Here is a 13305-nt window from a genome sequence, read left to right on the forward strand (position 1 = left end):
ATTTATTATGATTTTTAAAAATAAATACCAAATTTAGGTATTATAAAAGCATGGTACAACAGGATACCACACAATTATACAACGTAATCTTTTACGGACATTTCTTAATTTCATTCTAGCATAAGACCAGCTACTTAGTCAAAGTATTTGAATGCAATTTTTGGTTAAAAACAACAACTTTTTTATGGATTTCCCTCTCAAATAAATTACCTATCTTGTCCATATAAAAGCTACAAAAAAATAAGATATTTTTGACTTTGAATGCATGCTTGATTAAACAAATCCATTCTCAACTAATCAAAAAAAAGCGAACCGAAGTTCACTTTTTGGTGTCTAATTTCAACTCATTTTCAGGAGTGACCTTTATAGAGCAAACTGAATTTTTTACTAAAACCTTATTTTTAATAAGTTTAATCCTTGATTCCAAGTAACGTCTTCATTTGCGAAACCATGAGTTTTGCATAAGCATCTGGATTAGACGTTTTCAGCGCTGCCATTTGAGCTTGCTTTTTTTGTGCTGCTGCTGCAATCGCTTGTTTTTCTTGTGGCGTTTTTGCCGCTGCAATTTCAGCTTCTAATTGCGCTTTTTGTTTTGCTTCAAACTCAGGAGCTAATTTTTGCAATTGCTGTGCTTGTTCTGGTGTGAGGACAAGCCATGTTTCTTTTGGTACTTTTGCAGTAATCTCTTTTTGGATTAACTCGCCAGATTCCCCACCAATGCCAAACAAGAATTTCGCAAAATTGTTATCCCATTGATACGTTGTCGTTTTAGTGACTAATTTTGCATTTTTAGCATTCTCCACCAACTGATAATTGGCTTTCTTTTTTGATGATTCTACAACATTTTTTGACATTTCATCAGAAATCCAAGTTTTCATCATGCTTGTTGCAGCTTTATCTGATGTATTCATCATTTTGACGTTGCCAATAAAATTGACGGTTGTTTTACTGTCATCCGCTTGTGCTTTATACATTAAGATATAGTTTCCAGAATTAGTTCCAAAAGCTTGTGTCAATAACATTCCAAAAGGTTGAGTGCTCCCGGCAGCAGAATAAATCGTCGTTTGCGTCGTTTTAGTCACTTCTTTCATACCCCAGTGATTATTATCATGATAAATCAAACCAAACATGGACAAAAGTAAAAGAAGGGTAGCAATTCCGCCAAGGATATTTCCTGTGGAACCTTTGATGTAGAAGAAACCCACAATCATCAAAATAACAACTAATATAATAATGAAAAGTATCATGAATTTTGACCTCCATCTTCTATCACTTCTTGTTTATTAGCTTCTCGTACAGGAGCTGGTGCGACCTTTCCTTTATGCAAAAAGAGTGCTACGAAGATTCCTAATACAGCAAAGCCAAATGCGATTCCAAATGAAACATGAAATCCATTGAGTGATGCTTGAATCATCTTATCCGCATATTGAAGCGGATTCGTCGTTGACAGATGATGTGCGGGTTTCGTACTATTGATGACATTAGTTGTAACTGAAGCCAATATCGCAACAACAACAGAGGACGCGATCATCCGTACCGTATTGTTTGAAGCAGAACCCTGTGCTGATTTTTCAACTGGCAAAGCATTCATACCTGAAGTAATTAAAGGCATCATGATTAAACCAATCGCAACAAAACGCACCCAATAAGTAATGGTAATAAAAGCCTCTGGTGTTGTTGCCGTCAAGAAGAGATAAGGCAAAGTTCCGATGGCTAAGAGAATAAAACCAATAAAACTTAGTTTCTTTGCGCCAAATTTATCATAAATCCCCCCCGCGATAGGCGACATTAACGCCATCATGACCGAACCAGGTAAAAGTAATAATCCAGATTGTAAAGCAGTTAATCCGTGAACATTTTGGATGTAAGTTGGTAGCATCATCTCAACGCCCATCATTGCCATTGTATTAATCGCTGCTGCGATTGTAGTAACCGTAAATTGTTTGATTTTAAAGACGGACAAATCAAGGAAAGGATCCGTCATGTGAAGTTGACGACGAATAAAGAAAGCAATAATGACTAATCCAATAATAATTGGAGCAATAACGCTCTGAGCGTCTCCCCAGCCATCATTTCCGACATTAGTGAAACCGTATAAAAATAATCCAAATCCAAGTAGCGATTCTAGTAATGAAATAAAATCAAGTTTCATATTTCGATTAGGCAGGACATCCGCCATTAAAAATGGGGTCAAAACGGTCACAATAATCAGTAAAACAAAGGGAGCAAGAAAAAGTGTGCGCCAATCACCCAATTGTAAAATTCCTAAAAACTTTGTATTTCCAGATAAAATCCAGCCCCCATAAGTAGGACCAATCGCAGGAGCAAGTCCAATCACAAGTCCTCCCATTCCCATTGGAACTCCGATTTTTTCAGGTGGAAAGATGTTTGTGATAACAGTCATCATCAGTGGTAATGAAATTCCAGCGCCCATCGCCATCACTACACGACCTAAAAGGAAAATATTGTAGTTGGAAGTGGGTGCAATCATAGCAATCAACGTTCCAGCAGCTGTAAAGCCGTAGGCAATCATGAATAACCAACGAGTCGGAATTTTGGTCGTCAGATAAGCTGATACTGGAACCATAATTCCATTAGCAAGCAAGTACCATGTCGTTGCCCCTTGCGCTGTGGAGAGGCTGATGTTAAATTTGTCCATCAAGGTTGGGTAAGCTGTAGATAAAAACGTTTGTCCTAACATTCCAGCAAAGGTCCCAATCAAAATCATTGCAAACATGACATTTCTAAAATAATGATTGCCATGAATATCTTTTGAATAGTCTTTTCCCATTAGTTCAGGCATTTATTGTTCCTCCTTTTCTTGTTCTAAGATTGACATGCTCGTTTGTATAAAGAGCGCCCAAGCTTCAATGAAGTGTTGAGTCCTCTCTTCTCCCATCGCTTCAAAAACATTTGAGATGCGAGTAATGGTACGCGTACGCCGTTCTTTTGTTTCTTTTCGTCCTTTATCCGTCAGAAAAACTAATATTTTTCTACGATCTTCTCTTGAAATTTCTCTTGAAATCATTCCTTTTTCCTCAAGATTATTAAGAATATTTGCAACTCGTGCGGTGCTAGCTCCAATATATCTCGCAATGTCACTCGGGACAATTAAAGTGCCAGCATTTTTATAAAGATAAACCAAAACCAGAGGCTCGCCTTGAGCGTTCTCATTGAGTTTCAGCAAAACTTTTTTTGCGTTTTTTTGCTTCATACATGAGAAAAAGTCTTCTGCTGCTTTTGTATAATCCATACGTTTCCTTTCTGAAAAAAATCTTTTTTTGCTAACTATACTTCATTGCTAACGATATTAACATTTATAGGATATTCTTTTATTTGAAGATTGTCAATTATTTTATTTAATTTACTTATGTTTTATTTGTGTGTAATTTATAAATCTTTTATAACGCCAATTGTTTTTTTGGAATATCATAACGGTTCCTACTCTAAGAACGACTTTCTAAATTCCAAAGGGCTTTTCACTACGGCTAAACGAGAATGCCCAACTTAGAACAAAACATTTCAAGACCCTGATTTATCTTTTAAGCCTAATGGCCACGAACAACACGGTATTTACTAAGCGTCAGTTAAATGGATAAAATTTATGAATTTAAACTCTAAGAACATTTCATCAAAATATTACACAAACTGAATAGAATAAATTAAGAAGCAAATCTTACAAAAATAACCCCCAGTATTTCATAATACTGAGGGTTATTTTATTAAAAAAAAACAAAAAAACCACCAAATAACTTTGGCAGTTTTTTCAAATTGATAACAATTCTTATTTAAGAGTGATTGAAGCACCAGCTGCTTCAAGTTTTTCTTTGATTTCGTTAGCTTCTGATTCAGAAAGACCTTCTTTAACAACTGTTGGTGCACCATCAACGAGTTCTTTAGCTTCTTTAAGTCCAAGACCAGTGATTCCACGTACTTCTTTGATAACTGCAACTTTTTTGTCGCCAGCTGCTGTCAATTCAACGTCGAATGAATCTTTAGCTGCTGCTGCTTCACCAGCACCTGCTGCTGCTGCAACTGGAGCTGCTGCTGTTACGTCAAATTTTTCTTCGATTGCTTTTACAAGTTCAGAAAGTTCAAGGATTGTTGCGTTTTCAAGTTCAGCAACGATGTTTTCAATGTTCAATGCCATTTTAATATTCTCCTATTAATTTTTTAGTTTATTGCGTAAATCCGCCGATATAAGTGATGTTGCTTATAATTAAGCAGCTGATTCTTCTTTTTCTGCAACAGCTTTGACTGCAAGAGCCACGTTGCGGATAGGTGCTTGAAGCACTGAAAGAAGCATAGAAAGAAGTCCATCGCGGCTTGGAAGAGACGCAATAGCTTGGATTTCTTCTTTAGAAGAAACTTTACCTTCGATGACACCAGCTTTGATTTCAAGATTTTCAGCATCTTTTGCGAAATCAGCCAAAACTTTTGCAGGTGCTACAACATCTTCGTTAGAAAATGCTACTGCTGATGGGCCAGAGAAAGCTTCTGATAAACCTTCAAGACCAGCTTTTTCAGCTGCACGACGCAAGATTGAGTTTTTAACCACTTTAAATTCAACGCCTGCTTCACGAAGTTGTTTACGAAGTTGAGTATCTTCATCAACTGATAAACCACGTGAATCTGCAACAACGATAGATGCTGCTTCAGTCATTTTTTGTGCGTAAACATCAACCAATTCTGCTTTCTTAGCAATTGTTGCTTCATTTACTTTGTAATCGCTCATTTTTTTACCTCCATTTTATTTTGGTTGTAGAAACAAAAAATCTCTACACACAAAAGACATAGAGAGTTCAATTATCATTTTGATATTTGTCCTCGGTAGGAAGTTTATGACTTTCGTCCCCTACTGTCTTCGGTCAGTTCTTTTAGAACCGTAAATAAGTATATCAAAGTTTTTTTAGAAATGCAAGGATAAACTTACTTTGAAATCTATTTATCTTTTATTAATCTATATCTACTGAAAAATATCTTCTATATTTATTGCTTTCCTTTTGAGATTCTAGTATAAGCAAGACCGAAATAAAAAATAGAAAAGAATAAAGTCATCATGTCCAGCAGTAACCAAGGAACTGCCTGTGTAATCCAATTTCCAACTATCAACAAGATAAATGGATAAAAGCTAACGATATCAAAAGGCTTCCCAAAAAATGAGTCTCTGGTATGTTTGGCAAATTAAATGTAACTATCAATAGGAAGAAAATAGCAAATAACCATTGCCCTAATAATCCTAGACGAATAGTATTCTTACTCTTTGTCATGAAATTATATCCTTAAAATATTTTCTTCCTAAATCACATAATTTAATATTCCTAATGGATTTATTTTTAAAATATCTCAGCATACTTCAATGAATATTTTGCATTAAAAAACTATACCAAGTTATTTATAAAATCCACTATTATCTTTCATAAAAGCATTCAAAAAGATTATACCACTTTAATATTTATTTCAAAAGAAAAAGCCGAACCATTTCGACTTTTATTTTATTTTATTTTTTATCTCAGTTCATGCAATATTCTTCTGATTTTTTGAACCGTGAAAAAATTTCACGTTAATGATCTTTTTTTCCTTTTTTTCTTTCACTTTGTCGTCATTTTCTATCAATTTTTGTGAAAGCAATAGGACAAGTTCATAAACAACTACAAAGATTAATCCAATCCCCAGTATTGGCATAATTTCTCTTATCCAATTCATTTTAAGCCCTCATTTAATCTATAATTTGTGATTCTTCAATCTCTTCAAAATTATCAACCACTGGCCCAATAATGCGGAAATTATCTTCCTGTCCTAGATAAAAGTCCTTGTATTGTGGGTCTGGATTGAGTGAATGAATTCGGAAATTTCCGTCTTCTTCTTCAAATACTTGTTTAATATATAAGCGTTCTTCTCCCAAATCTCCTTCAGCAATGGCATAGACATCTCCACTCCGTCCAAAACCTGTGTGTAAGAATGTTGCAATAGAAAAATTTGGAAAATCTGGTTCCATGGATTCACCTTTAACTCTGGCAGCGCCATCATATCGTCCAAGATTTTCTGTTGTATATGCTCTATAATGTCCGCCTGTATTATTAGCTGTTTGACCAAAACCTGCTGAAAGCGCTTCGTCTTCAACAACAGCATACTGTAATGAAGAACGTCTATAAGTTTTCAAATCAATGAGATCTGCTTTATTCTGTTCTATGAGAAAATCAGTGAAATTAATGACAGATTCCTGTTGTTCTCCTGTCAGCGAACGATAATTTTCAATTAATTGTTTTTCTGCACCATTATCAGGATTCTTGATTAATTCTTGAATGGGTAAATCATATATATCTGCTAGCTTTTCTAATAATTCTAAAGTTGGATTAGTTGCCTTTTGTTCCCAAAGGACGTAAGCATTTTGTTTCATTCCTAGTTTATCTGCTAATTGACTTTGCGTAAGTTTAGCTTCTTTTCTGAGTTTTTTTAAATTCTGACCAAAATTCATAACTTCTCCTTTTCTATCACTTTATCAAACTTTCTTATATTATATCTCTTATTTCATTTTTTGTCAATCTTTTTATCAGATAAACTGATAAAAAGATAAAAACCACTGATAACAGTGGTTTCAAAGTTCTTTTTGTAATGTTTGAATTCGATACATGTCAGCATAGTATCCATTAAGCTCTAAGAGTTCATCATGATTTCCTCGTTCAATAATTTCTCCCTTATTTAAGACTAAAATCTGGTCAGCATCTTTGATTGTTGATAGGCGATGAGCAATCGCCATTGTCGTTCGATTTTGACGCATATTTGTCAACCCGTCTTGGATAAGCGCTTCTGTTTCAGTATCAATATTAGCCGTTGCTTCATCTAATAAGAGTATCTTTGGATTTCGGACGATTGTCCGAGCAAAGTTAATTAACTGACGCTCACCAGCTGAAAAAGCAGCCCCACCTTCAATCACTTTTGTTTCATAACCATTTTCTAAATCCTTGATGAAATGGTCAGCTTGAACAAATCTCGCAGCTTCTTTCGCAGCTTCGTCAGTAATGTGAGAATTCATCATTTTAATATTGTCAGTCACAGAGGCCACAAACATAAAGGAATCCTGTAAAACTAAACCAATTTTATGGCGAAGTTCTTCTTTAGTAAAGGTCCGAATATCTTGGTCATCAATCAAAACTTGGCCCTCTATAAATTCATAAAAACGCATAAAGACATTGATAATACTTGATTTACCAGAACCAGTGTGTCCGACAAAAGCAAGCGTCTCTCCAGGATTTACAATGAAAGAAATATTTTTCAAAACTTGATGTTCTCCGTCATAAGAAAAACTGACATTTCGAAATTCAATTTTTCCTTGCTCAATCAGTGGAGCTTGGCTGACAGAACTTTCATTTCCTTGTTTTGGGGCAAATTCCTGTTCTTCCATAATTGTTTTAATTCGACTAGAAGCCACTAAACCATTTGAAAAGTTTGACAAAGAATCCATTAGTCCTGAAATAGGATTAAAGTAAATTTGAACATTACTGATAAAGGCGTAAATTAATCCTGCTTCAACCACTGCATGTAAACTCCGATTAGAATACATCAGTAAGACTACTACAATAGAAATTGCCATCAAGAAGTTTACCAGAGGACTCAGCAAAATACCATTAATTTGAATGACTTTTTTTCTATAACCATAGTATTCATCATTTGTTTTTTCAAATTCATTTCCCAAACGACTTTCTTGACGAAACTGTTGAATGATCCTCATACCAGAAATGTATTCATTTAATTTCGTGTTTAACTCTGAACGTTTAGCAAGCATGGCTTGGTAAACTTTTGTACTCACTTTTTGATAAATGATAACTGCCAAAATCAATAATGGCAAAATCAACAACATTACCAGAGCAATTTTGTGGTCAATAACAAACAAAGCAACAAATGCAATGACAATCGAAAGAACACTTGTCAATGCATTAAATAAAGTCTGCCAGAAATCAAATAAATCAGTATCATTTGTAATTCTGGTTATCAGCCAGCCTGTTGGCTTCTGATCAAAATATCTCATACCTAGCTGATGAATTTTTCCATAAACTTTCTTACGAATGTATTGATTGACAAAAATTGAACCATTCTGAAGATAATTCCATTTGAAAAAGAAAGCAATTGAATTAATTATTGCTAGAAGCAGATAAAGTCCTGCAAAATAGAAAATAATCTGGTCATTTGCCTTCATTGGAGTCAAATAAGAATCCATAAAAACTGATAAAACAAAAGGCATCAGTGAAGCCAGAGCTGTTGTAATCACACTAAAAACAAAAGCCCAAATAAAATACCTTTTGAAAGGAAGTAAGAATTTAAAAATAAATTTAAAAACTTGCCAACTTTCTCTGACAGACATTTTGTCAGTAGATTTCTCCATTTTCTTCTCCTTCCCGATTTACTGACGAACCTGTCAGTAAATTTTCATCTTTATCAGTGGCTGTTAAATGACTTTCAATTTGTTGCATTTGCCACATTTGAGCATACCAGCCCCCTGTTTTCACCAAATCTTCATGCAGACCACGCTCAATAATTTTTCCTTCGTCTAAAACAAGAATTTCATTAGCTTCCATTACTGATGACAATCTGTGGCTGACAACCAGTGTTGAACTCTCATGACGCAGAGCCTTCAAGTTTGACAAAATCAACTGTTCGGTCTTGGCGTCAACCGCTGATAATGCATCATCTAAAATCAATAATTTAGGCTGAATAAGCAGTGCCCTCGCAATAGATAATCTTTGTTTTTGTCCACCAGAAAGCGAAACCCCACGCTCACCGACCAAAGTGTCATATCCTTCAGGAAAAGTAATAATATCATCATGAATTCCAGCCGTTTTGGCTGCAATTTCAACTTCTTCTTGACTCGCTGATATCTTGGCAAAGCGAATATTGTCTCTGACAGACATCGAAAATAGAAAATGTTCTTGTGGAACATAACCAATTGCTGGCAAATACTCATCTAACTGATAATTCTTTATATCCTGATCAGCAAAGGTGATTTGTCCTTTGTAATGGTCAAACTCTCGCATTAAAAGTTTAATGATTGTTGATTTACCTGCACCAGTCCGCCCAACCAAACCTAAAACTTGACCTTCTTTTAAATTAAATTGAACTTTCTCCAGATTTCGTCCTTCATTTTCATTCGGATAAGTAAAACTTTCAATATCAAAAGATAAATCACCTTCTTTGGGCATTTTTAAAGTCCCCTCAGAAATCTTAGATTCTGCTTTTTGAGCTAATAATTTATCTACTCGACTATAGGAAGCTCGTCCACGTTCAATAACATTAAAGAGGACACCAATTGCAAACATCGGCCAAACTAAATTTCCAATATAAGTCACAAAAGCAACCAGTTGACCAAGGGTTAAGACATGATGAACAACATAATATCCCCCTAAAAGAATTGTCAGAGTGTAAGATAATCCGACAATCAGAGTAATTAGAGGGTCATACATTGAATCAATCCAATTGACCCGAACAAAGGCTTTATCAATATTATCCAATTTATCTTGAAAATCAGCCATATCTTGTTCTTCTTCGCCAAAAGATTTGATTGCTTTCATTCCTGTGATTGATTCTTGAACTTTATCATTCATTTCCGAAAATGTTTCTTGAGCGTGTTCAAAACTCACATGAATTTTGTCTCCCAAAATTTTAGATACTAACGCTAACAAAGGTAAAGGAAGGACAGCAATAATCGTCAAACGCCAGTCGATAAATAAAAGCATGGCGATGATTGTCATCCCGCCCGTCATTAAAGAATCCGCCCAAGTCAAAACCCCAAGTCCAGCAACACTCTGTATCGCTTGCAAGTCATTCGTCGCATGGGCCATCAAATCGCCCGTTCGATTTCTTTGATAAAAAAGGGTGTCCATTCGCAAGAAATGTCTAAAAAGACGACTACGGATAATTTTTTCTAGTTTAAAAGCTTCGCCCCAAATATTTGTTGACCAAAGAAAACGAAAGCCATATTCAACAAAAGCCGTCAACAGTAAAATACCAGAAAAACTCAGAATTAAAGATAAAGTCAAGTTTCGCTTAACAATATGGTCAATGATTTTTCCAATAATTAAAGGTGGAATCAAGTGTGTCAAAGAGACAATAAAAAGGGCCAATAGACCAACGCCATAACCTTTTCTCTCTGCCTTAAAAAACCACCACAAATCTTTAAAAATTTTCATACAGTTTATTCCAATTTATTATATAATATTCTAAATATTAGTATACCATAAAGAAAGCGATTAAAACAGACTATTTAAACCATTATTGCCCATATTTTTAATAAAAAAAAGAAGTTTCAACAAAAAGTGAGACTTCTTTTTATAAGCTATTTACGCATTATAGAACTTAACTACTTTATTTTTTTTGAATACAGTAACAATCAAGCCGAAAACAAGGGCAAAAATGATATATTGCAAGGCATTGAAAGGTAAAACAACTGTTAAGAGGTAAGTTGGATTTAAAGTAACTGATAGCGAACCCATGTTAAAGAGATGTGTTGCTCCAGCAAAAATTTTGTCAACATCAAATCCTGCAGCCAGGCGATATAATGGTAGAGCATAGAAAACATTCAATACCATCATTACAAGGACTGAAGCAATAGTCGCTAAGACAATCCCAACTGTATAATTTTTAATTGAAAACTTCTTCTTTGTAAAGAACCAAACGATGGCCATGAAAATTCCTAGAGCAACAAAGTTCATTGGAACTCCAATCCATGTTGATGGGCCTTGATTAAATAGAAGATACCATAAGACAGAGCGAATAAAGAGGATAATAAATCCATCACCCAATCCTAAAGTAAAGACTCCTATAAGTACAGGAATGATTGAAAGTTCCACTTTCATAAAATCAATTCCAGGCAATAACGGAAACTGCAAAATTGGCAACAATAAAATTGTTGATAATGCAGCAAGCATGGCAATTAATACCATCCGACGTGTTTTAGACATAAAAAAACCTCCAAATATGAGAAAATAATTCTTCAAATTTCGAGGAAGTTGATAGACATTTTTGGTTTAGCTAAAAACAGTAAGCCGACCAAGGTCGATTACTCTGCAAAAATTGTTCATCTTCTTCCATCCAGACTTTACTGTCGCTAGCAGAGTTTCACTGCTTCAATCGCCGTAGCGAATCGCGGAGTCATAAGGTCAAAGCCTTATTTACCGCCGGTCCCGAATTACACGGTGCCCTGAAGATAATCTCATTATAGCACAAAAATAGTTTGCTTATCAAGAATAAGATTTGCTTAAGAAATAAAAAAACAACTCTTTACCAGAATTGTCTTTTATAATAATCAGCTTAATTTCCTTGCGCAGCATTAATCAATTGAGAAACTTCTTTTTTACTCAAACGACGGAATTGTCCTGTAGGCAGTCCATCCAATGTAAGTGTTCCATATTGAATACGACTTAATTTTTGTACTGGAAGTCCAGCAGCAGCAAACATCTTCTTAACTTGATGATTTTGACCTTCATGAATCGTCAAGCTAACAATTGAATGGTTTTTTGTTTTTTCTTGTTTGATAATTTCATAACGAGCCGGGCTAACTTTCTTACCTTCAATCGTCATTCCAAGTGTTAAGGGACGCAAGTTTTCTTTGTTCGCTTGTCCTTCAACCTTGGCCACATAAACTTTATCAACACCGTGACTTGGGTGAGTCATCATATTTGTGAATTCCCCATCGTTCGTGAGTAAAAGTAAGCCACTAGTATCCCAGTCCAAACGCCCTACTGGATAGATACGTTCTTTAACTTGAGGCATTAAATCCATCACCGTTTGACGTCCTTTATCATCACTGACAGAAGAAATATAACCTCTTGGTTTGTTCAATAGATAATAAACAGGTTCTTCATTATAAACTGCCACTCCATTAACTTCGACGACATCTCCAGTTGAAACTTGATAACCTAAATTTGTCATCGGGACATTATTAACTGTCACTTTTCCCGCCAAAATTAGTTCTTCTGCTTTACGTCTGCTTGCCACTCCTGCATGGGCCAAATATTTATTGATTCTCATTTTCTTCACTTTCGTTAAATAGGGTTTGTTGTTCTGCCACATATCTTGACTCATCAATTTCAGGTAATTCTTCTAAATTATTGATACCAATATAATCTAGGAAAAATTCAGTAGTCGCATAAAGGCTAGGACGTCCCGGTGCTTCAACTTGCCCTACTTTTTCAACTAAATCAAAAGCACGAAGCGTAGATAAAACACCTGACGAGTTAACTCCGCGTAATTGATCAATCTCAATACGCGTTAATGGTTGTTTGTAAGCAATTATTGAAAGAACTTCAAGAGCAGATTTTGACAAAGATTGGTTAAGTGGAGTTTTCGCATAATTTTTAAGAATCTCTGAAAAGTCTTCTTTTGTGGCCATACGATATTTTCCAGCCGTTTCAATAATTGTCAAAGCTGATTCTCTATCAGAATGATATTTTTCTTTCAAATAATCAATTTGTTGCTGACAAGCTTGTTTAGACATTTCTGTCAGTGATGACAACTCTGTCAATGTTAAACCAGCTTCTCCAGATACAAAAAGTAAAAGTTCACATGTCGCTGTCTTATTCACTAATTTCTTTTCTTTCTAAAATAATTTCTCCAAAGAGCTCTCCTTGAGAAAAAGAAACTTGCTGATTTTTAATCAATTCTAGAAGAGCCATAAATGTTGTGACGAGTTCATCTTTATTGGTTTTATCTGAAAATAAATCTGTAAATTTACATATTTTTTGTTCTGTAAATTTTTGATTTAATTCAAAAATTTTATCCGCAATCGTAAATTTTTCAGCTGCAATCATTGTATTATCATCTTCAATTTGTTGCCTTTGTAATTCCAAAATTTTACTAAAGGCTAAGAACAAATCCAATGCCGTTTTATCTTGCAATAAGACTGTCTCATCTGTGATGATTTCAGTTTTCGATTTAGAATAATAATGACTACGTTCTTGATGCAATTCGTCCAAATCCTCTGAAAGCATTTTATACTTCCGATATTCGTCGATTTGAGCTAATAAATCATATTCAAGCTGCTCGGTATCTTCTATAAAAGTTTCGGTCACCGTTGGCAAAAGTCTTCTTGATTTTATCAACATCAACTGACTTGCCATCAGCATATATTCACCAGCCAACTCCAACTCAAGTTCTTTCATCGTTTGGATATAGATAAGGTACTGTTCAATCACCGGTACTAAAGGGACTTCAAAGATGTCCATTTCGTACTGACTAACTAAATGTAAGAGAAGATCAAGCGGACCCTCAAAGTTTTTAATTTTTATATTGATTTCTTTGATCATAATTTAC

The 13305-nt window shown here is 34.9% G+C and carries 13 protein-coding genes, 1 riboswitch and 1 other annotated feature; all 13 genes read right to left on the bottom strand.

Going from position 1 to position 13305, the window contains the following annotated elements; all coding sequences use genetic code 11:
- Positions 1 to 410 precede the first annotated feature (410 nt).
- The 13 genes from RSC39_RS06155 to RSC39_RS06215 all read right to left on the bottom strand — a co-directional run bounded on the left by RSC39_RS06155 (position 411) and on the right by RSC39_RS06215 (position 13298).
- Positions 411 to 1247 (bottom strand): DUF4811 domain-containing protein, encoded by an 837-nt coding sequence (locus RSC39_RS06155; protein ID WP_332535871.1) that lies wholly within the window; start codon positions 1245 to 1247, stop codon positions 411 to 413.
- Positions 1244 to 2803, bottom strand: a complete 1560-nt coding sequence (locus tag RSC39_RS06160; RefSeq protein WP_332535873.1) for an MDR family MFS transporter — start codon at positions 2801 to 2803, stop codon at positions 1244 to 1246. Before RSC39_RS06160 ends, RSC39_RS06155 begins: the two co-directional genes overlap by 4 nt.
- Entirely contained in the window at positions 2804 to 3253 is a 450-nt protein-coding gene (locus RSC39_RS06165) for a MarR family transcriptional regulator (RefSeq protein ID WP_021037295.1), read from the bottom strand.
- 531 nt (positions 3254 to 3784) lie between these two features.
- Positions 3785 to 4150, bottom strand: a complete 366-nt coding sequence (rplL, locus tag RSC39_RS06170; RefSeq protein ID WP_011676194.1) for a 50S ribosomal protein L7/L12 — start codon at positions 4148 to 4150, stop codon at positions 3785 to 3787.
- A 69-nt stretch (positions 4151 to 4219) separates the two neighbouring features.
- Positions 4220 to 4735 carry a 50S ribosomal protein L10 gene (gene rplJ / locus RSC39_RS06175; protein WP_011676195.1) on the bottom strand — a complete coding sequence of 172 codons (516 nt, stop codon included), beginning with the start codon at positions 4733 to 4735 and terminating at the stop codon, positions 4220 to 4222.
- 25 nt (positions 4736 to 4760) lie between these two features.
- Positions 4761 to 4886: a sequence feature (ribosomal protein L10 leader region), on the bottom strand.
- Positions 4887 to 5517: 631 nt separating this feature from the next.
- The gene (locus tag RSC39_RS06180) at positions 5518 to 5706 is read right to left on the bottom strand and encodes a hypothetical protein (protein WP_332535877.1); all 189 of its coding nucleotides are present in this window, start codon (positions 5704 to 5706) and stop codon (positions 5518 to 5520) included.
- A gap of 13 nt (positions 5707 to 5719) precedes the next feature.
- Positions 5720 to 6478 (bottom strand): XRE family transcriptional regulator, encoded by a 759-nt coding sequence (locus RSC39_RS06185; protein ID WP_063280952.1) that lies wholly within the window; start codon positions 6476 to 6478, stop codon positions 5720 to 5722.
- Between the two features lie 120 nt (positions 6479 to 6598).
- Entirely contained in the window at positions 6599 to 8383 is a 1785-nt protein-coding gene (locus tag RSC39_RS06190; protein ID WP_332535879.1) for an ABC transporter ATP-binding protein, read from the bottom strand.
- Positions 8367 to 10184: an ABC transporter transmembrane domain-containing protein gene (locus RSC39_RS06195; protein ID WP_332535881.1), complete on the bottom strand. Its 1818-nt coding sequence runs from the start codon at positions 10182 to 10184 to the stop codon at positions 8367 to 8369. Before RSC39_RS06195 ends, RSC39_RS06190 begins: the two co-directional genes overlap by 17 nt.
- A gap of 150 nt (positions 10185 to 10334) precedes the next feature.
- Positions 10335 to 10955, bottom strand: coding sequence for an ECF transporter S component (locus RSC39_RS06200; protein ID WP_011835093.1), 621 nt, complete (start codon positions 10953 to 10955; stop codon positions 10335 to 10337).
- Positions 10956 to 11069: 114 nt separating this feature from the next.
- A riboswitch (FMN riboswitch) is annotated at positions 11070 to 11206 on the bottom strand.
- Between the two features lie 98 nt (positions 11207 to 11304).
- The gene (locus RSC39_RS06205; protein ID WP_332535883.1) at positions 11305 to 12024 is read right to left on the bottom strand and encodes a pseudouridine synthase; all 720 of its coding nucleotides are present in this window, start codon (positions 12022 to 12024) and stop codon (positions 11305 to 11307) included.
- Positions 12011 to 12577, bottom strand: coding sequence for an SMC-Scp complex subunit ScpB (gene scpB / locus RSC39_RS06210; RefSeq protein ID WP_011676203.1), 567 nt, complete (start codon positions 12575 to 12577; stop codon positions 12011 to 12013). The genes RSC39_RS06205 and scpB overlap by 14 nt, the downstream gene beginning before the upstream one ends.
- On the bottom strand, positions 12570 to 13298 hold the full coding sequence (locus RSC39_RS06215) for a segregation/condensation protein A (RefSeq protein WP_011835091.1): 729 nt from the start codon (positions 13296 to 13298) through the stop codon (positions 12570 to 12572). The genes scpB and RSC39_RS06215 overlap by 8 nt, the downstream gene beginning before the upstream one ends.
- Between the last annotated feature and the right edge of the window lie 7 nt (positions 13299 to 13305).

It is taken from the genome of Lactococcus sp., assembly GCF_036648155.1.
Taxonomy (GTDB): Bacteria; Bacillota; Bacilli; order Lactobacillales; family Streptococcaceae; genus Lactococcus; species Lactococcus cremoris.